Source organism: Streptomyces sp. NPDC001393, assembly GCF_053597455.1.
Map to the genome: position 1 here is coordinate 17576 of NZ_JBSFIH010000034.1, position 21237 is coordinate 38812.

Genomic DNA, 21237 nt, shown 5'->3' on the forward strand with positions numbered 1-21237 from the left:
CACCATGAAGGAGACAAGGATGGAGGGCACCCTCGCCCGCATCGCGGACCGGGTGACGCGGACCCCGCAGGCCACGGCTCTGCGCACGCCCGCCGGTTCGTGGACCTACCAGCAGCTGTGGGACGACGCGGGTCGCATCGCCGCCTCCCTGCGCACGAGCGCCGGGGTACGGCCTGGCGGGCTTGTCGCCGTACAGCTGCCGTCCGGGCCGGATGCAGTGGCCGCGATGCTCGGCGTGTGGCGGGCCGGCGCGGCCTTCCTGCCGATCGACGTGACGACACCGGCCGAGCGGCGCGCCTACCTGCTCACGCACTCCGGTGCCACGGTCCTCATCGGCACCGCCGGGGCCGGCGACACTGCCGTCCCGCCGCACGGCATCCCGGTCCTCACCCTGGACGGCTGCCGCCGCGACGGCGCCGGACAGTCCGCCCCCGCCCTCGCCGAGCCGGGCCCCGCCTACGTCATCTACACCTCCGGGTCCACTGGAACCCCCAAGGGCGTACTGGTCGAACACCCCGCGCTGGGCGGCCATGTGGACGCGGTCGTCGACAGCTTCGGCCTGACCGACCGCGACACCGTGCTGCAGTTCGCCAGCATCGGATTCGACGTGGCCCAGGAGGAGATCTGGCCCACCCTGGCCGCGGGCGGCACCCTCGCCTTCCAGGCCGGATTCCACGCCTCCGGTCTGCTCGACGCCGCGTTGCTCGCCGAGCTCGTCGCCGGGCTCGGCGTCACGATGCTCCAACTGCCCACCGCCTACTGGCGGATGCTCTGCGCAGAGTTGGAGACCCGGCCGGACATCCGGTTCCCGTCGGTCCGCCTCGTGGTCATCGGCGGTGAGAACGCCACCCTGCGCGACGCCGAGGTCCACCGCCGTACCTCTCTAACCGGCGCCGAACTCGCCAACGGCTACGGCCCGACCGAGACCGTCATCACAGCTACCCTGCATCAGATCCCACCCGACGGCCCGCTCGGCAGCCGCACCGGTAGCCTGCCCATCGGCGTCGCCCTGGGCGACCGGCAACTCCACGTCCTGGACCAGGACCTGCGCCCGGTCGGCCCCGGCGGCCAGGGCGAACTGTGGATCGGCGGCAATCTGCTGGCCTCCGGCTACCTCCACGACCCCGGGCGCACCGAGGAACGGTTCCGCCCGGACCCCTTCGCCGAGCGACCCGGTGCACGGATGTACCGCACCGGCGACCTCGTCCTCGTCCGCTCCGACGGAGCCCTGGAGTTCCTCGGCCGGGTCGACAACCAGGTCAAAGTGCGTGGCTACCGCATCGAACTCGACGAGGTCGACCGGCACCTGCGCGACCTCGACGGCGTGCTCGACGCCGTCAGCTTCGTCCTGGACACAGGGGACGACACCACCGCAGGAGGCGCGAAGCAACTGGCCGCCGCCGTCGTCACCGCCCCGGGCGGCCCCACCCCGGCCGGTGTCCAGGAGCGGCTCGCCGCTTCCGTGCCGGGCTACCTCGTGCCGAGCCGTGTGCTGGCGCTCGACGAACTGCCCATGACCACCTCCGGGAAGGTGGACCGCAACGCGGCCCGCGATCTGGCCGAGCGGCTCCATGCCCGTCCGTCCGCCCCAGACCAGCGCGGGAAGGCGGAACCGGCCCCCCTGCCTGCAGCCGACGACGATCCGGTCGCGATCGTGACCTTGCTCATCGCGCGGCTGCTCCAGACCCCGCACGCGGGCCCCGCAGACGACTTCTTCCTCCTGGGCGGCGACTCCCTGGTCGCCATGCGAGTCACCGCGCTCGCCCGCCAGGCCGGCGTCCCGCTACGCCCGGCCGACCTGCTGCGAGGCAGGACCGCCCGCGCGGCCGTGACGCTGGCCGGAACCCGCGAGCGCGCCGTGCCGCCGACCGACGGCCCGGGGCAGGAACGGGTATCCGGTGCCCCGGGACAGGAGCGGCACACCGGTGTCGTGGGCCTACTGCCCGCACAGTGCCGCTGGCTGCACGACGGCCCGCTGCCGGAGCGCGACCACTTCAACCTCAACGCTGTGTTCAGCGTGCCCGCCGGACTCGGTCGCGAGACCATCACCGCCGTCGCGCGCACCCTGCTGGAGCGGCACCCGGCGCTTCGCTCCGCGTTGCGAGACGGCGATGACATGGTCGACATCCGGCCCGTGGACGCGGAGGCCGCCGTCGCCTGCCACCGGCTCGCCAAGGTTCCGGAGGCGGAGCTCACCGACCGGATCGAGGACCTGCTCGCGGGCGCGCAGCGCACACTGTCGCTGCCCGAGGGCCGAGTTTTCCAACTGCTCCACGTGGACCTCGGCGACGCTCCCGGCCGTCTGCTGATGACCGTTCACCACTTCGTCCTCGACGGGGTCGCCATGGGGCTTCTCGTCGACGAACTGGAGGCCGCCCTCGACCTGCACCTCGGGCGCCCCTGCGACCGGCTGGCCCCGACCGCCACCGTCTTCGGCCTGCACACCGCCGTCTCCGCCTGGGTCACCAGCGACCAGGCCCGCAGCGACTTCGCCCGCTGGACCACCGAACTCGCAAGCCCTTGGGAGGCGTTGACGCCAACGCGACAGAGCGGCCCCGCGCTCCTGCCCAGCCTGCGCACCCACCGCTTCCGGCTCTCCCCGCAGCTGACCCACCGCATCATGCACGAGCTGCCCGCGCTCGGCCTCCCCGCCCACGACTTCGCACTCGGCTGCCTCGTCGGCGGCCTCGCCCAGTGGAGCGGAGAGGCGGCGCACGCGGTGGACGTCTACGCCCACAGCCGGGACACCAGCATCGGCGACCTGGACGTCAGCAACACCGTGGGATACCTGCAGAGCACCTTCCCGGCCGTGCTGCGCTGGCACGGCGACGGACTGGAGAACCTCCGTCACACCCTGGCCGTTCTCGACCGGTTGCCCGCCCGCCGCTACGGGTTCGACGCCCTCCGCTACGGCTCCCCGCACGCCGGGGAACGCGCGGCCCTGAGCGCACTGCCCCGCCCGCAGGTACGCCTCAACTTCCGGGGGCACATCCTGCGGCTGGAACAGCGCAGGCCCGGAAGCGTGCTCACCTCCGCTCAGGAGAGCTTCGGCGCACACCGGTCGCCCACCCAGACCGAGCGTTACCTCGTCATGGCCGAGGCCGACATCGTCGGCGACCGCCTTGAGATGGGTCTGCGCTACAGCATCGACCACTGGCACGCACACGACATGGAGTCCCTCGGCGCCGCCATCGAGGAACGCATGCACCTGGCCGTACCCGCACTCGGCCCCGCCACGATCGGAGCGGCATGACCACCCCGGCAACGACCACCCCCGTGCGTCCCGCGCCGCACTTTCCCGGCATCGCAGCAGAGCACCAACCCGCCACCGGCACCGCACCCGGCTGGCCCCTCGTGCTCTACTTCCACCACGTCAACCCGGCCGTCCAGCACTACACCGCGCTCGCACCGGACGGCTTCGCGCGCGGCCTGGAGACCGTACTGGAACGGTTCCGCCCGTACAGCCCGTCCGATCTGCTCGCACCCGGCGGTCCCGTGCGCCCGGCCGAGCCAAGCGTGCTGATCACCTTCGACGACGGTTACCGGGACAACGCCGTGTACGCCCGGCCGGTCCTCGACGCGTTCGGAGTCCGCGCCGTGTTCTTCGTCAACACCGGCCGGATCTCGGACCGTTCCACCAATCCCCGTGAAGACTTCCTGTCCTGGGAGCAGTGCGACGCATTCGCCGAGGCGGGACACATCATCGCCGCCCACACCCGGACCCACCCACACCTGGACCGGATCGGCCATGCAGAAGCCCGCGACGAGGTCGAGGGCTCCCTCCAGACCATCGAGGAACGCTACGGCCGCCGTCCTGACCTCTTCGCGTATCCCTATGGCGGCATACCTGCCGAGCCCCTGCTCCCGCCTGGTGTCCTCGGCTTCGGGACCGTGCGCTCGCCCGCCCTCCCCTGGCCCCGTGCCCCGCACGCCATCCGGCGCACCTACCTTCCCGTCGGCGCCACCGAGGCATGGCCGGACCTGGTACGTCACTGGCACGAGAACTGGTACGGCGACTCCGGCAACAGGGAGCCGCGCGATGACCGGTGACGTTCGCGGACCGGGCGCCACCGTGTGGCTGACCGGCCTGCCCAGCGCGGGGAAGAGCACCATCGCGCTGGCGCTGGCCGAGCGGCTGAGCGGAGAGGACCACCGGGTGGAGGTGCTGGACGGGGACGAGGTGCGCGGCTTCCTCTCCGCCGGGCTCGGCTTCTCCCCGCAGGACCGGCACACCAACGTCACCCGCATCGGGTACGTCGCCGAACTGCTGGCCTCCCACGGCGTCCTCGTACTGGCCCCGGTGATCGCCCCCTACGCGGCCTCCCGCGCCGCCGTCGCGGAGCACCACGCCGCGCAGGGGACCCCGTATCTGGAGGTACACGTGGCCACACCGGTCGAGGTGTGCAGCCGGCGCGATGTGAAGGGGCTGTACGCACAGCAGGCCGCAGGCCGGCTCGCCGGCCTGACCGGTGTCGATGACCCGTACGAGGCGCCGACCGCACCGGACCTGCGGATCGAGGCCCACACACAGACGCCGAGGGAGTCCGCGGCCGCCGTCCACAGCCTTCTCAGGGAACGGGGAATCGCATGACCACCGTCATCGACCGATCAGTCGGACACGAGCGGCAGCACGCCACCGCGCCCCTGCCGGGTCCCGGGTACCGGCTTTCCCACCAGGACGCCCTCGAAGCGGAGTCGGTGCACATCTTCCGTGAGGTGGCGGGAGAGTTCGACAACCCCGTGCTGCTGTTCTCGGGCGGCAAGGACTCCATCGTGATGCTCCATCTGGCGCTGAAGGCTTTCCGGCCCGCTGCGGTGCCGTTCGGGCTCCTGCATGTGGACACCGGACACAACTTCCCCGAGGTGCTGGAGTACCGGGACCGTGTGGTGGCCGCACATGGGCTGCGCCTCCATGTGGCCTCTGTACAGGACTACATCGACCGGGGTGTGCTGCGCGAACGGCCCGACGGGACTCGCAACCCCCTGCAGACGCTGCCGCTGACGGAGAAGATCCAGTCCGAGAGGTTCGACGCGGTGTTCGGCGGCGGGCGCCGGGACGAGGAGAAGGCCCGTGCCAAGGAGCGGGTGTTCTCGCTGCGGGACGAGTTCGGCGGCTGGGACCCCCGCCGTCAGCGGCCCGAACTGTGGAACCTGTACAACGGCCGGCATGCGCCCGGTGAACACGTGCGCGTCTTTCCACTGTCCAACTGGACCGAGCTGGACGTGTGGCAGTACATCGCCCGCGAGGAGATCGAACTCCCGTCTCTTTACTTCGCCCACCGTCGCGAGGTCTTCCGGCGGGCCGGCATGTGGCTGACGGCCGGTGGCTGGGGCGGGCCGAGGGCCGGTGAGCCCGTCGAGGCAAGGCGGGTCCGCTACCGCACCGTCGGCGACATGTCCTGCACCGGTGCCGTCGATTCCGACGCCGACACCGTCGAGAAGGTCATCGCCGAGATCGCGGCGTCGCGTCTGACAGAGCGCGGCGCCACGCGTGCTGACGACAAGCTGTCCGAGGCCGCGATGGAAGACCGCAAGCGCGAGGGGTACTTCTAGCCATGACCGCCACCATGACGACAACCGCTGCCTCCGTCGACACCCTGCGGTTCGCGACCGCCGGGTCGGTCGACGACGGCAAGTCGACGCTTGTCGGCCGACTGCTGCACGATTCCAAGTCGGTCCTCACGGACCAACTGGAGGCTGTGGAGCACGCCTCCCGCAACCGCGGCCAGGACGCACCCGATCTGGCACTGCTGACGGACGGACTGCGCGCCGAACGCGAGCAGGGCATCACCATCGACGTGGCCTACCGCTACTTCGCGAGCACAAGCAGACGGTTCATACTCGCCGACACCCCTGGCCATGTGCAGTACACCCGCAACATGGTCACCGGCGCCTCGACTGCCGAGCTGACGGTGATCCTGGTCGACGCGCGCAACGGCGTCGTCGAGCAGACCCGTCGGCACGCCGTGATCGCCGCGCTGCTGCGCGTCCCGCACGTCGTCCTCGCCGTGAACAAGATGGACCTGGTCGACTACCGGGAGTCCGTGTTCGCCGCGATCGCCGAAGAGTTCGGCACCTTCGCGAACCGCCTCGGCATCCCGGGCATCACCTCGATTCCAGTCTCGGCACTGGCCGGGGACAACGTCGTGGAGTCCTCCGCCCGGATGGACTGGTACGGCGGCCCGACCCTGTTCGAACACCTGCAAGCCGTCCCGGTCGGTTCCGGTGCCGCCGCTCTGGGCACTCGCTTTCCCGTCCAGTACGTCATCCGTCCCCGGACCGCCGAACACCCCGACTACCGCGGTTATGCCGGCCGCCTGGCATCCGGCGCCCTGCGGGTCGGCGACCGCGTCACCGTGCTGCCGGCCGGGCTGACGACCACCGTCGCCGGTCTCGACCTGCTGGGCGAGCCGGTCGAGGAGGCGTGGGCGCCACAGTCCCTGACCGTGTCCCTGGCCGACGACATCGACGTCTCTCGCGGCGACCTGATCGTGTCCGGCACGGTGCCCGAGCCGGTCCGGGACATCGAGGCCACGGTCACACATCTCGACGAGCGCCCGCTGCGGGTCGGCGACCACGTCCTGCTCAAGCACACCACCCGCACGGTGCGCGCGATCGTCAAGGACGTCCCCTACCTGCTGGATGTGTCGACCCTGGAGCGCCGGGAGCGCCCGGAGGCGCTGCGGGCCAACGAGACCGGGCAGCTGGTGCTGCGCACCGCCGAGCCGCTGGCCCTGGACTCGTACGCCGCCAACCGCAGCACCGGGTCGTTCCTGCTCATCGACCCAGCGGACGGCACCACCCGGACCGCGGGCATGGTGGGAGAGGCTTTTTCCCCGACGGCGAATGAACCCGTTCGTGAGGTACTCACATGACCGCGATCCTCCACATCTCCCGCTTTCGGCGTCTCATGGGCGTGTGGCTGGCCGGAGCCGCACTGCTGGGTCTGGCCGGCTGCGGTTACGGATCCAAGGCAGCCCCGGGCACGGCGGCGGACGCGCTTGCCGGATCAGGGTCCGGGCCCGGATCCTCGACCCGGCTCTCCGCCTCGAACGTGAAGATTGCCTACTTCGCCAACCTCACCCATGTCACACCGTTGGTGGGCCTCCACGACGGACTGTTCCAAAAGGACCTCGGCGGCACCAAGGTGGAGCCCCAGGTGTTCAACGCCGGCCCATCGGAGATCGAGGCACTCAACGCGGGCGCCGTCGACATCGGCTGGATCGGCCCCTCACCCGCGATCAACGGCTATGTGCGGTCCGGCGGGCGAAGCTTGAGAATCATCTCCGGGTCGGTTTCCGGCGGCGCCGAGCTGGTGGTCGACCCGTCGAAGATCAAGAGCGTCGCGGACCTCAAGGGCAAGAAGATCGCCACCCCGCAGCTCGGCAACACCCAGGACGTGGCCCTGCTCAACTTCCTGGCGTCCAAGCGGTTCAAGGAGAACGCGTCCTCGGGCGCAGGCGACGTTTCGGTCATCCGCAGCGACAATGCCCTGACCCCGCAGGAGTTCCGGTCCGGGCAGATCGACGGCGCCTGGGTGGCGGAGCCGACCGCGGCCAAGCTCGTCGCCGAGGGCGGCAAGGTGCTCGTCGACGAGGCGTCATTGTGGCCCGGCGGCAGGTTCGTCACCACCAACGTGATCGTCTCGCAGACCTTCCTCAAGGCTCACCCGGACGTGGTGGAGGCAGTACTCAAAGCCTCGATGGACACCAACGCCTGGATCAACTCCCACCCGGACCGCGCCAAGGCGGACGCCAACGCAGCACTGACCGCTCTCAGCGGCAAACCACTGCCCGCCAAAGTGCTGAACCTGGCCTGGTCGCACATCACCGTCACCGACGACCCGCTGACCGCCACGCTCCGGCAGGAGGCGCAGCACGCGCAGACCGCCGGATTCCTCAAGCAGCCCGACCTCACCGGCATTTACGACCTGTCCTTGCTGGACAAGGTGCTCACCGCGGCCGGCCGGTCCCCCGTCGAAGAACCGGAAGAGAGGTGACCGGCATGGCCATCGCCACGCCACTCGGTCGTGCGGCCGCCGCATCCCCTGACGGAGCCGGTCCGGTCGCCGGAACCGGTCCTGCCGTCCGGCTCGCGCATGTGCACAAGACCTTCGGCCGACCGGGCCCCGCGGCTCCGGTACTGGAGGACATCAGCCTGGACATCGCCCCCGGGGAGTTCGTCTGCCTGCTCGGCGCTTCCGGCTGCGGCAAGTCCACCCTTCTCAACCTGGTCGCCGGCCTGGACCGGCCGACTCAAGGCAGTGTCGAGGTGCCCGGTGGGCGCCCCGCGCTGATGTTCCAGGAGCACGCCCTGCTGCCCTGGCTGACGGCAGGTCGCAACGTCGAGCTGGCGCTGCGCCTGCGCGGCGTGCCGCGTGCCGAACGCCGTGCCGAGGCGGAGCGGCTGCTGGAGATCGTACGGCTGTGCGGCGCCCATCGTAAGCGTGTGCACGAACTCTCCGGTGGCATGCGGCAGCGCGTCGCGCTGGCCCGTGCGCTGGCCCAAGCCCCGCAGGTCCTGCTGATGGACGAGCCGTTCGCCGCGCTGGACGCCATCACGCGTGACGTACTGCACCAGGAGCTGATCCGCATCTGGGCCGGACAGGGGTTCTCCGTCGTCTTCGTCACCCACGACGTGCGCGAGGCCGTTCATCTCGCGCAGCGCGTGGTGCTCCTCTCCTCCCGCCCGGGCCGCGTGGCCCGGGAATGGGCCGTGGACGTGCCACAGCCTCGCCGGACCGAGTCGGCCGCCTTGGCCGGGCTCTGCAAGGAGATCACCGACCAGCTTCGCAAGGAGGTCAGCCTCCATGGCCGTGACTGACGCCTGCACCACGACGTCCACCGCAGACTCCACGCCTCGCGATGCGTTCGGCGGCGCAGGCATGGCCATGGGGCTCGATGTCCTGCAGACCACCGCCGTCCGGCAGCGCGCTCTGCCCCGACTGCTGCTCGGGAGGATCGTGCCGCCCGTAACGGCGGTGCTCCTGGTGCTCGCAGCGTGGCAGCTTCTCTGCATGGCGCACGTCCAGCGCGCCGACCTGCTGCCCGGCCCGCTGGACGTGTGGGACAGCCTCCACGAGCAGTGGCTCGAAGGCACCACCCTCGGCGTGGTCTGGACCAGTGTCTCGCGCGGCGTCCTGGGCTTCCTGGCCTCCGTGATCATCGCGTCCCCCTTGGGCCTGGTCATCGGCCGGGTCAACTCCGTCAGGGCTGCGATCGGCCCCATACTGACGGGACTCCAAGCCATCCCGTCCGTGGCTTGGGTACCCGCCGCCATCCTCTGGTTCGGGCTGAGCAACGCCGCCGTCTATGCCGTGGTCCTGCTGGGCGCCGTACCGTCCATAGCGGGAGGCCTCGTCGCGGGCATCGACCGCGTGCAGCCCGTTCACCTGCACGCCGGGCGCACCATGGGCGCGACGGGAATCCACGGCATCCGGCACATCCTGCTGCCCGCGGCACTGCCCGGTTACGTCGCCGGCCTTCGCCAGGGCTGGGCCTTCGCCTGGCGCTCACTGATGGCAGCCGAGCTGATCGCCGGCTCACCTTCCCTGGGCCTGGGCCTCGGCCGGGCTCTGGAGAACGCCCGCGAGGCACAGGACATGCCGGCCGTCCTGGCCACCATCATCCTCATCCTGCTGGTCGGTATCAGCATCGAGCTGATCGTCTTCGCGCCGCTGGAGCGCCATGTACTCCGCTCCCGCGGCCTGCTGGCGAGCGACAACTGACACGAGGCTGCCGCGCCGGGGAGCTCCGGCGTATGCGGCCCGCGCGCCACATACGCCAGTCAATCGGCACCTGGCGGGCCGAGTCCCCACACCGATGCGCTGGGCCGAGCTGTTGACATGACAGAGGGAGGATTCACCCGTTGGCCACTGTGGGTCCATGCGCCGTTGTCCGCGTTTGGTGTTACCTGGTCGGACGCACGGTGTGAGAGGACATTCTGAACCGGTATGCCCGATTCTGGCGGTGGCTCGGGAGTGAGGCACTGTTCAGGCGATCGCGTGGTCCTTCGGCGGCTTCTAGTGGCTCGTCTCGGAGCCTTGACCAGTCAATTGACCCTTCGTCCGTTGCACGGCAGGCTGCCTTCAAGCTGTGATCGCGGAGGTCGTCGTGGGGCGTCGTCCGGGAGTGTTCGTCCGGCCGGTGAGCATGGAGGAAGGGCGTCGGCTGCAGCGGATCAGCCGAACCGCCAAGGACCCGGTGAAGCTACGGCGGGCGATCGTCGTGCTGATGTCCGCGCAAGGCCAATCCGTACCGGATATCACCTTGTTGATGCAGGTCAGCGCCGACTGTGTGCGCGACGTCATCCACGCCTTCAACGGGCGGGGATTCGACGCTCTGGACCCAAAATGGAGCAGGGGACGCCCCAGGACGATCAGTAGCCAGACGCGCGAGCACATCTGCCTGATCGCCCGGACGTCCCCCGCCGACTGGAAGATCGCTTCGTTCTCCACCTGGAGCCTGACCAAGCTGGCCGAGCATCTGGTCAAACAGGCAGTAGTCCCTGCGATCAGCCGCGAGACACTGCGGCGGATACTGCGCGAGGGCAAGGTCTCCTGGCAGACGACTACGACCTGGAAGTCCTCGAACGACCCCGACTTCATCGCCAAGATGCACCGCATCCTGGCCCTCTACGACACCCCGCCCGACGACGGCCGGGTAGTGTGTATGGACGAGTTCGGCCCGCTGAACCTGATGCCCCGCAAAGGCAGGGCATGGCGACCGGCAGCCTCCTCGCGCCGGCTGCGGGCCACCTACAACCGCTACGACGGCGTCATGCACATGCTCGCAGCCCTCGACCTGGCCACCGGCAAGATGTACTACCGCATCCGCCGGCGAAAGCGATGGCGCGAGTTCCTGTCCCTGCTCAAAGCCCTGCACGCCCGCTGGCCCGGAGAGAAGTTATACGTCGTGCTGGACAACTTCTCCCCGCACAAGCACCCGAACGTCCGGGCCTGGGTGGCTTCCCATGACGTCGAGTTGGTCTTCCTGCCGACCTATGGATCATGGCTGAACTGGATCGAGTCCGAGTTCGCCGCCCTGCGCTACTTCGCCCTCAACGGCACTGACCACCGCAGCCACGGCGAGCAGAACGCCGCCATCGCCGCGTACATCCGCTGGCGCAACGCCCGGGCCCAACCGAAGACCAACTTCGCCCCCGACTCACCCATCCGTGCCTGGGCCCAGTACCCGGCGAAGGCGGCTTGAGAAGTCCTCCACGGGCGCCTCCGGGAGTGACGGCCACTTCTCCATGGCTTCGACGATCTCCGCCAGACGGGTCTCGAAGGCCGCCGCGTCGACCTCGCCAGTCCCACACTCCTGCCACAGTTCAACGAGCTGATCCTCCAGCTCGCCGAGCTCGATCATCTTGTCGGACAGCGTGTAGCCGTCCAAGGAAGGTTTCCCGACCTCAAGCACCCAACGGTTTGCAGCCGCGTCTGCGGTGATTCCGCGACCCGCCAGTTCGACAACGCTGAACGCCACCCCGGGGTGAGCCGCCACGGCGAGGAACACACCCAGCGACACCGAGTTCCGCACGGGCTTCTCCGCCACGCGCCAATCCTCCTCCACGAGCACACCAGGCCGTACGTCCACGACAGTGATCAAGACCAGTTGGCAGCCTACAGAGTTATCCACCCAAGGATCCGAGACGAGCCACTAGCCAGACGTCCTTGTCCCTGTCGCTCATCGCCAGCAGACGCAGCATGGCTAACGCGTTCGTGACGCCGAAATAGGCCAGTCGCAGCAGCATGACCGATCACCATGTCGCAGCGATCGCCAACTGCGGGAGAGCACAGGCGCAAGCGGCCGCGGTCGCCGAACCGCACACCGGCTCCCACCAGGGCAGACAAGTTTTCGGCAAGGGCACCGCCCCGCCTGGGCAACCGCCCGTGGTCAGGACACGACGGAGCGCTGGGGCACGGTGCCCGCGTCGGTCGGCGTGGAGCGGGTGGTGTACTGCGGTACGGGGGCGTCGTCGCGGCCGGTGTCGCGCACGAGTCCGTACCGTTCGCGGTCGGCGGAGTGCGGGGCCGGGGGACTGGCGATGTCGTCGGCTGTCTCCTGCCAGGAGGAGGGCAGGACGTCGAGGTTGTAGTCGGCCTGGGTTTCGTTGAGGTGGAGTGTGACGCTGCCGTCGAGGTAGTAGTACTCGTTCTGCCACATCTGCTGGGCTCCCGGCGGCAGGATGATCAGTCCTTGCTGCCGGTTGCCCATCCAGGTGCCGCCGGCGGTCGCGCCCGGCTGACGGTCGTCCATGCGGTGGCCGCCGCCCGAGGCCACGTGGAACAGCCTTCCTCGCAGTCCGGTCCACGAGGGCATGGTCAGCAGCCCGGGGCGCAGCCCGTACATCACGTCCCAGTGGACGGTGAAGTAGCCCTTCCCGCGCAGTACCACCGTGTCCCCGCGGTGGACGAGCTGGTAGCCGTCCAGGTGTCTCTTGAGCCCCGTCATCGTCACCGTGGTCTGCGGGCGGTGGGGCAATGCGGCGGGCGGCCGGTCCGGCGGTGGCGCGCTGTCCACGGCGTCGACCACGGACCCGTACCGCGGCCGGGGCGAGGGATGCGAGACGGCCGAGCCCCGTAGCGGTGCCGGCCGTGACGGTGATGCGGATGCGGATGCGGTGAGCGAGGGCGCGGGTGCCGGGCCGGAAGCCGTCGGGGCGGTGGCCGGACGCGCCGACGGGCTGGACCATGGGGCCGCGTACACGAGCACGCCACCGCCCACGGCGAGCAGCGCACTCGCCGCCACCACGGCCTTCGCGGTGAGGCTCGTCCCTGCGGTCCCTGCCGTCCCCGCCGTCGCGGAACCCCTGGTGCCTGAAGTGGTCGTGGTGCCGGCATGGCCGGCCGCCGTGGCGTGCGTTCCCGCGGACAGCCACGGGCGCCAGGCCAGCAGTGCCGCCGGCACGGGCAGGAGGGCCAGGGGCGCCAGCAGTCCTTCCGGGGCCAGCATGCCTTCCTCGTGGCGGACGCACCGCGGGCATTGCCGCACATGGCGGCCGAGGCGTTTGCGCCACAGGCCGCTGGGGGCCCCGTTCCAGTCCAGGGTCAGCCGGGTCAGTTCCCCGCATGCGGGCCTGGCCGCGAGGGCTCGGACGATGACGCGGGAGGTGTGCAGGCGCTCCTTCATGCGTTGCACCCGTACAGCCGCTTGGTGGCCGGTCATGTCCAGAGCGGAGGCGAGCTCGGCCCGGGCGAGTCGGCCGGCCGTCTCCAGCCACCACAGTGACAGCAGCTCCCGGTCGTCCTCGTCGAGCCAACGGGTCGCGCGCACGGACTCCTCGCGTTGCCCGGACAGCCGCAGGTTGAGGATGACCCCCTCGGCGAAGTCGGCGGCCGGGTCGGGCCGGTGCTCAGCCGCGTCGAACGCCGCTCCCGTCGTCTCCCTCCGGCCGCGCCTGCGGATGTGGTCGCGGACCTCGTTCACGGTGATGGTGATCACCCAGGACCGGAACGCCTCCGGGCGCTCCAGTCCCCCGATGCCGCGCAGGACGCGCATCATCGTCTCTTGGACGATGTCGTCGACGTCGTCGCGGTACGGGTGCGCACGCGCCGCGACGCTGTAGACCAGCGGAAGCGTCCGGGAGCTGAGCTCTTCCAGGGCGCCGCGATCGCCGGCCCGAGCCGCGGCTATCACGTCGGCCGCGGGCGCGGCATGCCTTGGCATCGGGTCTCCCTTCGATCTGACGCGGGTACGATGCCCCGCTCGCGCCGACCGAGCCGGGTTGCGGGGGTCCTCGGGCAATCGCCGTCGGTATCACACACACCGTGGCAGCGATGTCATCGTAAGGTGTGAGCGCTGACAGCCATGGGCGGGCCGGTGGAATCCGTGGCGGCCGGGGATCAGCGGGAGTGACGCGGGGACGTACGCAGACGCGAGCGGCCGCGGACGAAGACGAAGACCGCGGCGACGCCGGTGAGAACGACGCCCGCCAGTCCTGTGACGGCCCACAGAGCACCGAAGTTGCTGCCGGTGTCCGCCATGGTGCCGGTGGAGGCGCCCAGGGGGGTGGCCGCTCGGCCGGTCCGGGCCGGGGAGGGCGCCGGTCCTGTCGCGGCGGAGGACGGGTGTGCGGCTGTGGTGGGCGTGAGGGCGGTGAGCATGGTGTGGGCGCCGGCCCGGCTGACGGAGAAGCGCGCCCCGCCGATGGTGAGACCGGTGCCGGAGACTGTTGCGGTCGTCGAACCGACGGTCAGCTCGGTGGAGTTCCGGGAAAGAAGGATCTTCGCGCCTGTGACGACCTGCAGCGTGCGCAGGGTCGTGTCGCGTGCCTTGCTGAGATCCAGGACGGCCGAGGGACCGGTCAGAGCGACCGCGCTGGATGTCCGCAGAGAGGTCCCGGAGACGATCAGGCTGCCTCTGGCCACGGTGGTGGCGCCGGTGTAGGCGGCGCCGGTGACGGTGGTGGCCGCGGCTCCGTTCTGCGTCACCGATCCGGCACCGGTCACTGCCGGGAGGGTGGTGCGTGTCCTGGTGTTGCGGAGCACGAGTGAACCGTTGTCGATCACTTTGTCGAGGGCTCCGCCGGTGTGGAGGCTCCCGTCGCCGCCCGCGGTCCCGGAGCCGAGACGGAGGGTCGCATTCCTGTCGATGGTGGTGGATCCGTCGTAGTACTGCGCTGCTGCGAAGGTCACGTCGTTGCCGCTGGTGCCGGCGATGACGACGTCCCCGGCGCCGGGAGCGCCGAGGGTGTCGTGATACATGCCGCCGCCGATGGGCGCGCCCAGGGTTACCGGTCCGTTGTAGTCGAAGGTGAGCCGGGAGCGCTGCCGTCTGGCGTGCAGGTTGATGTAGACCGTCTGCGCCGTGCCGGGCATGAAGATCTGGTGCGTGGTCCCGTCGCCCCACTGGACGTCGGCGCCCTCGATGTTGGTGCCGCGCTTGTTCAGTTTGTGGGCCACGGGCCGCCAGTTCAGTCCGAGGTCGCTCAGCGACGGCGCCGCCCCGTCGCCGCTGTCACTCCAGCTGTAGACGCCGGTGAGGATCACCTTGCTGCCCGGGCGGGAGTGCACATTGACGTCGTTGCCGTACTCGTGGCTGTAGAAGTTCTGCCGCTGTACGACAGTGTGGTTGAGCGGGGTGTCGATGATCCATGAACCGCGGTTGACGACGGAGCGGGCGCTTGGCAGGTCGGCGGCACAGGTGGTGCTCGCGAAGTTGACGCCCGTGCCGTTGTCGAAGATGCCGGAGAACGGGTTGGTGCCACAGATCTGGAGCGTTCCCCACATGTTCCGGGGCTGGGTGACCAGGCCGGAGCCGCTGATGATGCCCAGGTTGAACAGCCGGGTCAGCGACAGACGCAGTGTGCCGTCCACCCGGATGTTGTCCTGGTTCTGCTGGTAACCGGGCGTGTTGTACGGGAAGGACCCGATCAGGCCGGTCGTACCGCCGGTGCCGTACTGGAGGGTTGCCCCCGCGTCCACGGTGACCGCGGGCTCGTCGGGACTGCCGACCACGACGTACGGGTGGTTGCCGCCCGGGATCTGGACCCTCTGGTGCTGCCGGGAGTGCGGCAGGGTGAAGGTGCTGTCCTTGGCGAGGACCAGTGTGCCGGTGCCGGACACGCGAAGGGCTCCCTCACCGCTGATCACGCCGGTATACGTGTGGGTTCCCTGCGGGACGCGCACGACCGCGTCGCCGGTCAGGACGACATCACGGTTCGCCAGGACAGCCGAGGTGATGTCGCCGTCTGCGGCGACTGCGCTGCCCACCGCAACCACCGGTGTGACGGCTCCCGCGACGAGGGCCGACGCCAGGACAAGGTGCCAAGAACGCTTCATCGAGTCAGGGTGCTTCCTGAAGTGCTGGTGATCCTTACGGACGTGAAGACCGGTGGCCGGCCACCGGGATCTCAAAAACCCGGAGAAGTTCTCCATGCCACCTACGTCGCCCGTCGGGCAGGACGAGGCGCAAGGGGTATTGAGGACTTGCCCGGGCGGTGGAGCCTGTTGCAGGCCGAGCAGCTTCAGCTCCACCGTCAGAGCCGTGTTCGGCCCTGCGGCCTCGGATTCGACGATGCGCCGCCTGCTGGCCGAACCGGACGGCAAGACCCTGATACGGATCGTGAAGGTACGGCGGCGGGTGCGCCGGCATGTGTGGATGCTGCTCCACCGGCGGCCCGGCGGCTTCCCGTGGCTCACGGTCGCCGAACGGAGGCTGAGGGGCTGGATCGTCGTCGGCCTGGACGCCACCGTCATCACGAGCGCGTCCAGGAAGCAAGGGGCCGCGGCCACGTTCAAGGGCACGCTCAGCTTCCACCCGCTGGGCAGCCGGCTGGCGAACCCCGGCGAGAGCCTCGCGATGGAACTGCGAGCGGACCGGAGAACGAGGCGGCGATCGCGTAGGCTCCCCGAGCAGGCGTGGGAGACCTCGCTGACACAGGACGGCGACGTCCAAGCGGCCTACCAGGCCGGGAGTTGACCTACCTGAACGCCCGCGACGGCTGGCCCAAGGGCATGCGGCTGATCGTCCGCCCCAGCAAGACGATCTGGGCCGAGCAACCTCTGCCGGATCGGCCGTCCCGGCGAGCAGGACAGCCGACAGGGAACCAGGGGCCAGGGCCGGATACACCCGGTTTCGCGGACCAGACCCTGGAGGAGCCCCTGGGGATGTGACACATGGTCGGGATGTAACAGATCCCGGGAATGTGCTACATCTTGCTACGACGCCCCGTGGCTACGACGCCCCGTGGCGCCCCCGGTCGCGGCGGCGCAGGAAGAGCAGGCCGCCGGCGACGGCGGTGACGCCCACAGCGGCCGTCCACCCGACGATCTCCCCGGAACCGGTCGCGGCGAGGCCGCCCCCAACGGCGGGGGAGGCGGAAGCGGCCGGCTTCGGGGCGGCCTTGGTGTCCGTTGCCTTGTCCCGCGTGAACGCCAGCGTCCCGAAGCCGAGCTGGTCGAACCCGCCGCTGTTGGGCCCGTAGTCCCCGCCGCCGCCCTCGGGCGCGGCCTTGGCGGCGATCTGCGTGAGGTACGTGGCAGACAGTCCGCGCCGCTTGGTGTAGTGGTTGGCGGCCATGGCCCAGACCGGCCGCATCTGCGTCGCGCTGGCGGTGGCGACGTTGGTGGGGTGCTGGATCCCCGGCCGATGGTCCACGAGGGCGTAGGGCGTGTACGGCACATTTCCGCCCAGGCTCCACTTGGCCACGTACTGAGCGCCCTTGAGGAAGCGGTTGTCGTCGTAGCCGTACAGGTCGATGCCCTGGTTCCAGGCCATCTCGCAGATGGTGCTCATCAGGCCGACGCCCATCAGCGAGTGCCCCTGGTCGCGCCCGGCCTCCATCCACTCGGCGAGCCCGTCGTCGTGCACGACCGGGATGGCGTGCTTGATCGAGCCCATGCCGTCGCCGTGCTTGAAGTACTCGACGGCCCGCTCGACCTTGGCCTGGTCGTCGCAGAAGATGCCCGTGGCCAGCGCGCAGGCCATGTTGCACAGGTCCCAGTTGGGCCAGTAGTGGGGGGCCGGGGTGCCGTTGTTGTGGTTGACGAGAAAATCCTCACTCACCGAGTAGAAGACGTCGAGCAGCATCTTCTGGAATCTTTCGAGTGCGAAGTCGCTGTGGTCGCGGACGAGTTCGGCTGCGTTGGCGGCCTGGTACCCGTATATCCCGGCGGCCAGGAACCGGTCGGCGCTGCCGTCGACTTTCGTCAGCTTTGCCGACCAGGCATTGAGGATCGCGACGGCAGTGTCGGCGTGGGAGCTGTCGCCGCTGACGTGGTAGCGCAGGGCGTTCTGGTACGCGGCGTGGATGTCGTGATACAGGGCCCCGTAGTTCTGCGGGTTGCCCGTGCCCCTGTACACGGTGCCCCTGTACACGATGGCCTGCGGATTGGGCGTCCAGCCGCTCTGCGAATGCCGGTTGGCGGTCAGCTTCGCGTACCCGGCGGTATAGGGGGAGGCGCCGGCCTTCACCTTGGCGGCCATACGGGCGAGGTCGGGGCCGGTGTGGAGGAGGCCGGGGTGCGCGAAGGCCCCGCCCGCCGCGACCGAGGGGGTGGCGGCGGTGGCGATTGAGGCGGCTCCGGCTGTGATGCCCGCGGCCTTGAGTATGGCGCGTCGGCTGATCTGTCGTGTCACATGCATGCTTATGAGACGCGTGAGGGCGGACGCCGATCACGAAAACTGGACGGTCCGTGGTGCAGAGGGCCACCGGGCCATGGGGCCCGGCACCCCGCCTCGGCCGCGGAGCGTGTCGGCGCGGAGCGCGACCAGGGCAGGTCTGCGCGCGAATACCGCCAGTCTCAATGGGCGCTCATGGACTTCCCGAGCGGCGAACGTGAGCCCGGCGGCTGCCGCTTGCGCGGCGTTCACCGACGGTAGTTCCTCTTGTGGCGGCACCCGCCGCATACGCCGGGCGCCATGACCCGCTGCGGGAGGGCACCGGGCGTCATAGGCTGACCTTCAGGGGCTGTGCCTTCGTGGCACGGGGCACGGCCGGAATGGCCTGGCGGCCATGCGGTGAAGTCCGTGGCAGTGGCGTGGGAGGCCCGTGAACTGAGCTTCGCGGTGACAGGGCGCGGCTTGGCCTACGGCCGGCTATGCGCCTGGCCGTCCGCGCCCGCGTCTCGGACGCCCGCGCGGGCCGCGCGGCGAACTGGACTGGCGCACGAACATCCAGCGTGGCCGTGCGCAGCGGCGTGGTTCGGGCCAAGGACAACCGTGCCGCCCGCCGCGGGCGGAGCGTGGGGAGAACCCGCGGCCCGAACTCGCGCCGGACGTCGTCAACAACTCCTGGGGCGCGGACGTCGGCGTCCCCGGCGCTGCGGGGCGACGTCGCCACCACCGAGCGCATCCTCGACCACAGCGCCCACGACGTCGCGGACACCACATGCGGCGGCACCGCCGCGAACAACAACGTCTACGGTGAGAAGCGATTTCCAAACCGAGGGATATGGCTACTGCTCGAACTTCCGCGCGTATCAGCCTCGTTCGGGTGATCGCTCCGCAGTCGGCGCATAGGAGAAGGGTAAGGGCCTCCCGCACAGTTCGGTGATGGCGAGTCAACGAACCATCAGGAGGCCCGGGTGTCCCACTGTGGCGTGCTTGCTCCGTCCGCGTCCAGCTCCGAACGGCCGTCGGCGCCTCGGATACAACGGCTTCATCGGCCGCCTCGGCCAGGGCCTCGACGGTCTCCTCGCGAGCGATGACCGCGCGTTGCGCGGCCTCCTCCGCCCGAGCCAACGCCACCCGCTCACGCCGCTCCAGCACCCCCAGCACCGACGCCATCCGCCACCTCCCAGCAGGCCCCGCACCGACACGACGGCCCGAGCATGCCTAACGAGCGACGGCCACACACCTCACCTGGGAAAACGTGACCCTACCTTCGGTTTGGGAATCGCTTGCAAGGAGGAGGGTGGCAGCCCTTCGTCCTCGGCGGTACGCCAGCGCAAGTAGCACGCCGGTCGCGGTGGTAGTTCTGCATGATGAGCTGCCGCAGGGCCTCGGCCTGCGGGCAGGGCCGGTAATCCGGCCCGTGGCGGAGGTGTTCGAGTAGCCGACAGGCGGCAGTTCCCGTGTCGCCCGGTCCCGGCCGCATGGCCGGGGCCGGGGGCGAGGGCCTGGTTCAGTTGGCCCGGTAGCGGGAGGCGAGAGCGGGGCTCTGGCCGCCGAACGCGGCGAGGTCGGCCTGGAAGACGGCGTCGAGCAGGCCGGCGTCCTCGACGCCGGGGGCGCAGACGACCTCGCCGAGTTCGAGGCCGCGCAGGCCGGCGGTGACGACGTCCTCGGCGCTCATGCGGGGCACGACGCTCATGTCGAGGCCCTGGCGGGTGTGGAACTCGGTGGCGACCACGCCCGGGCACAGCACCTGGACCTGGACGCCGGTGTCCTCCAGTTCGGCGCTGAGGGTCTGCGACATGGCGACGAGGTGGGCCAGGCTGCCGGCGTAGACGGCGCGGCGGGGCATGACGGACTTGTCGGCGGGGCCGCTGAAGGCGATCATCCCGGCCACGTTGACGATCTGTCCCTCGCCGCGTTCCTGCATGCCGGCGACGGCGGCGCGGGTGAGCATGGTCGGTGCGACGACCTTGACGTGGACGAGTTCGCGGGCCTTGTCGGCGGGCAGCTGGGCCAGCGGCATGTAGTGGGCGACTCCGGCGTTGTTGACGAGCATGGTCAGCGGCTCGGTGGCGCAGATGTCGGCGACGGTGTCGACGCCGATGTCGGTGGACAGGTCCGCGGCGACGGTGCGGACGGTGACCTCGGGGTGGGCGGTGGCGAACTCCTCCAGGCGGTCCTTGTTGCGGCCGACGATGATCAGGTCGTAGCCGTCGGCGGCGAGGCGTTCGGCGAAGGCCTCGCCGATGCCGGAGGTGGCGCCGGTGACGAGGGCGAGCTTGCTCATGGGAGTGTTTCCTTTCAGGGGGTGGCCGAAGCGGCCGGGGTGGGGTCCTGGCGGAGCCAGGCGTGTTCGGCGCGGTACTGGGCCGCGACGGCCTCGGGCCGGTCGTCGCCGAGGTGGTGGTCGCCGACGGTGTAGCCCTTGCGGTTCAGGTACCAGGCCAGGAACCGGTAGGAGGGCCTGTAGCGGGCCAGCTCGTCCGGGTCGACGGTGAGCCGGGCGCCCGGCAGAACCGGCACGAGGGTGTCCTTCTCGTAGATCGAGGTGATCCGGGCGATGCGCCACTGGCCATCGGTGCCGCGCTGGGCTCGGTACTGCGAGCGGCAGGCGGAGGCCAGATCCGCCTCCACGCCGTCGACACCGATGCGCCACTCGATGATCAGCGGCAGTTCGGCCAGGGCCCGGTCGCCGTCGATGCGGACGGCGGGTGGACTGAGCCGGTGCACGGCGTAGTCGCCGCGCCCGGCCATAGCACGGGTCTGGCGGACGAACTCGGCTCCGCTGCCGGTAAACCAGCTCATCTGGACCACGGAGTCGTCGGCGAAGCAGGCCGCCATCTCGGTGTACCAGCCGCGGTCCCGGCTCTGGCGTTCGCGCAGCACCAGCTGCGTCACGTCATCGGCCGGCATAGGGGCCCTCCTTGTGCGAAGTGAAGGCGGTCGTGGCTCAGGCACTCAGGCGGTGCACGAGCTGCGTGAGCCCGTGTGCGCCCGCCAGGCCGCGCTCGGTGACCGGGGTGGAGTCGATTCCGGCCTGGCGCATGACCTGGTCGAACAGCTGCATGTCGAGGGCTTCGACGGCGGAGAGGTGGTCGACGTTGTCGGGCCGCACCATGGTGTTCAGCAGGGACAGGGCCGCGCTGGCGGCGCTGCCCAGCTTCAGGACCTCCAC

General features: G+C 70.1%; 17 protein-coding genes. 10 read left to right on the forward strand and 7 right to left on the reverse strand.

Annotation, left to right across the window (positions count from 1 at the left end; all coding sequences use genetic code 11):
- The first annotated feature begins 19 nt into the window (after window positions 1-19).
- From ACWC2T_RS29930 to ACWC2T_RS29970, 9 genes are all read left to right on the forward strand, one after another.
- A complete protein-coding gene (locus ACWC2T_RS29930; protein ID WP_450673464.1) occupies window positions 20-3253 on the forward strand; it encodes an amino acid adenylation domain-containing protein in 3234 nt (1077 codons plus the stop codon).
- Entirely contained in the window at window positions 3250-4050 is an 801-nt protein-coding gene (locus tag ACWC2T_RS29935) for a polysaccharide deacetylase family protein (protein WP_450673465.1), read from the forward strand. The genes ACWC2T_RS29930 and ACWC2T_RS29935 overlap by 4 nt, the downstream gene beginning before the upstream one ends.
- A complete protein-coding gene (cysC, locus tag ACWC2T_RS29940; protein WP_450673466.1) occupies window positions 4040-4591 on the forward strand; it encodes an adenylyl-sulfate kinase in 552 nt (183 codons plus the stop codon). The genes ACWC2T_RS29935 and cysC overlap by 11 nt, the downstream gene beginning before the upstream one ends.
- Complete coding sequence (gene cysD, locus ACWC2T_RS29945) at window positions 4588-5553, forward strand: sulfate adenylyltransferase subunit CysD (protein ID WP_450673467.1); 966 nt, start codon at window positions 4588-4590, stop codon at window positions 5551-5553. Before cysC ends, cysD begins: the two co-directional genes overlap by 4 nt.
- A 14-nt stretch (window positions 5554-5567) precedes the next feature.
- A complete protein-coding gene (locus tag ACWC2T_RS29950; protein ID WP_450673468.1) occupies window positions 5568-6875 on the forward strand; it encodes a sulfate adenylyltransferase subunit 1 in 1308 nt (435 codons plus the stop codon).
- Window positions 6872-7999, forward strand: a complete 1128-nt coding sequence (locus tag ACWC2T_RS29955; protein ID WP_450673469.1) for an aliphatic sulfonate ABC transporter substrate-binding protein — start codon at window positions 6872-6874, stop codon at window positions 7997-7999. The genes ACWC2T_RS29950 and ACWC2T_RS29955 overlap by 4 nt, the downstream gene beginning before the upstream one ends.
- Before the next feature lie 5 nt (window positions 8000-8004).
- Complete coding sequence (locus ACWC2T_RS29960; protein ID WP_450673470.1) at window positions 8005-8823, forward strand: ABC transporter ATP-binding protein; 819 nt, start codon at window positions 8005-8007, stop codon at window positions 8821-8823.
- Complete coding sequence (locus tag ACWC2T_RS29965) at window positions 8810-9727, forward strand: ABC transporter permease (RefSeq protein WP_450673471.1); 918 nt, start codon at window positions 8810-8812, stop codon at window positions 9725-9727. Before ACWC2T_RS29960 ends, ACWC2T_RS29965 begins: the two co-directional genes overlap by 14 nt.
- Before the next feature lie 424 nt (window positions 9728-10151).
- Window positions 10152-11210: an IS630 family transposase gene (locus tag ACWC2T_RS29970; RefSeq protein WP_450673524.1), complete on the forward strand. Its 1059-nt coding sequence runs from the start codon at window positions 10152-10154 to the stop codon at window positions 11208-11210.
- On the opposite strand, the gene ACWC2T_RS29975 is transcribed toward ACWC2T_RS29970, so the two are convergent.
- The 3 genes from ACWC2T_RS29975 to ACWC2T_RS29985 all read right to left on the reverse strand — a co-directional run bounded on the left by ACWC2T_RS29975 (window position 11166) and on the right by ACWC2T_RS29985 (window position 15784).
- A complete protein-coding gene (locus ACWC2T_RS29975) occupies window positions 11166-11555 on the reverse strand; it encodes a hypothetical protein (protein ID WP_450673472.1) in 390 nt (129 codons plus the stop codon). The two genes, ACWC2T_RS29970 and ACWC2T_RS29975, sit on opposite strands and share 45 nt — an antisense overlap.
- Before the next feature lie 342 nt (window positions 11556-11897).
- Window positions 11898-13670, reverse strand: a complete 1773-nt coding sequence (locus ACWC2T_RS29980) for a sigma-70 family RNA polymerase sigma factor (protein WP_450673473.1) — start codon at window positions 13668-13670, stop codon at window positions 11898-11900.
- A 176-nt stretch (window positions 13671-13846) separates the two neighbouring features.
- A complete protein-coding gene (locus ACWC2T_RS29985; protein ID WP_450673474.1) occupies window positions 13847-15784 on the reverse strand; it encodes an autotransporter in 1938 nt (645 codons plus the stop codon).
- 205 nt (window positions 15785-15989) lie between these two features.
- Here ACWC2T_RS29985 and ACWC2T_RS29990 point away from each other — a divergent pair, with 205 nt between their 5' ends.
- On the forward strand, window positions 15990-16424 hold the full coding sequence (locus ACWC2T_RS29990) for a hypothetical protein (RefSeq protein ID WP_450673475.1): 435 nt from the start codon (window positions 15990-15992) through the stop codon (window positions 16422-16424).
- A gap of 255 nt (window positions 16425-16679) precedes the next feature.
- Here the strand turns inward: ACWC2T_RS29990 and ACWC2T_RS29995 are convergent, their stop codons facing one another.
- From ACWC2T_RS29995 to ACWC2T_RS30010, 4 genes are all read right to left on the reverse strand, one after another.
- Complete coding sequence (locus ACWC2T_RS29995; RefSeq protein WP_450673476.1) at window positions 16680-18089, reverse strand: alginate lyase family protein; 1410 nt, start codon at window positions 18087-18089, stop codon at window positions 16680-16682.
- A 1480-nt stretch (window positions 18090-19569) separates the two neighbouring features.
- Complete coding sequence (locus ACWC2T_RS30000; RefSeq protein ID WP_450673477.1) at window positions 19570-20349, reverse strand: SDR family NAD(P)-dependent oxidoreductase; 780 nt, start codon at window positions 20347-20349, stop codon at window positions 19570-19572.
- Between the two features lie 14 nt (window positions 20350-20363).
- On the reverse strand, window positions 20364-20975 hold the full coding sequence (locus tag ACWC2T_RS30005) for a nuclear transport factor 2 family protein (RefSeq protein ID WP_450673478.1): 612 nt from the start codon (window positions 20973-20975) through the stop codon (window positions 20364-20366).
- 37 nt (window positions 20976-21012) lie between these two features.
- On the reverse strand, window positions 21013-21237 hold the full coding sequence (locus ACWC2T_RS30010) for a hypothetical protein (protein WP_450673479.1): 225 nt from the start codon (window positions 21235-21237) through the stop codon (window positions 21013-21015).

Bases quoted from the DNA above. Each gene is read 5' to 3' on its own strand.
- cysC (WP_450673466.1), top strand. From the start codon at position 4,040: ATGACCGGTGACGTTCGCGGACCGGGCGCCACCGTGTGGCTGACCGGC.
- ACWC2T_RS29955 (WP_450673469.1), top strand. From the start codon at position 6,872: ATGACCGCGATCCTCCACATCTCCCGCTTTCGGCGTCTCATGGGCGTG.
- ACWC2T_RS29985 (WP_450673474.1), bottom strand. From the start codon at position 15,784: ATGAAGCGTTCTTGGCACCTTGTCCTGGCGTCGGCCCTCGTCGCGGGA.
- ACWC2T_RS29970 (WP_450673524.1), top strand. From the start codon at position 10,152: ATGGAGGAAGGGCGTCGGCTGCAGCGGATCAGCCGAACCGCCAAGGAC.
- ACWC2T_RS29980 (WP_450673473.1), bottom strand. From the start codon at position 13,670: ATGCCAAGGCATGCCGCGCCCGCGGCCGACGTGATAGCCGCGGCTCGG.
- ACWC2T_RS29960 (WP_450673470.1), top strand. From the start codon at position 8,005: ATGGCCATCGCCACGCCACTCGGTCGTGCGGCCGCCGCATCCCCTGAC.
- cysD (WP_450673467.1), top strand. From the start codon at position 4,588: ATGACCACCGTCATCGACCGATCAGTCGGACACGAGCGGCAGCACGCC.
- ACWC2T_RS29995 (WP_450673476.1), bottom strand. From the start codon at position 18,089: ATGCATGTGACACGACAGATCAGCCGACGCGCCATACTCAAGGCCGCG.
- ACWC2T_RS29950 (WP_450673468.1), top strand. From the start codon at position 5,568: ATGACGACAACCGCTGCCTCCGTCGACACCCTGCGGTTCGCGACCGCC.
- ACWC2T_RS29935 (WP_450673465.1), top strand. From the start codon at position 3,250: ATGACCACCCCGGCAACGACCACCCCCGTGCGTCCCGCGCCGCACTTT.
- ACWC2T_RS30005 (WP_450673478.1), bottom strand. From the start codon at position 20,975: ATGCCGGCCGATGACGTGACGCAGCTGGTGCTGCGCGAACGCCAGAGC.
- ACWC2T_RS29965 (WP_450673471.1), top strand. From the start codon at position 8,810: ATGGCCGTGACTGACGCCTGCACCACGACGTCCACCGCAGACTCCACG.
- ACWC2T_RS29930 (WP_450673464.1), top strand. From the start codon at position 20: ATGGAGGGCACCCTCGCCCGCATCGCGGACCGGGTGACGCGGACCCCG.
- ACWC2T_RS30000 (WP_450673477.1), bottom strand. From the start codon at position 20,349: ATGAGCAAGCTCGCCCTCGTCACCGGCGCCACCTCCGGCATCGGCGAG.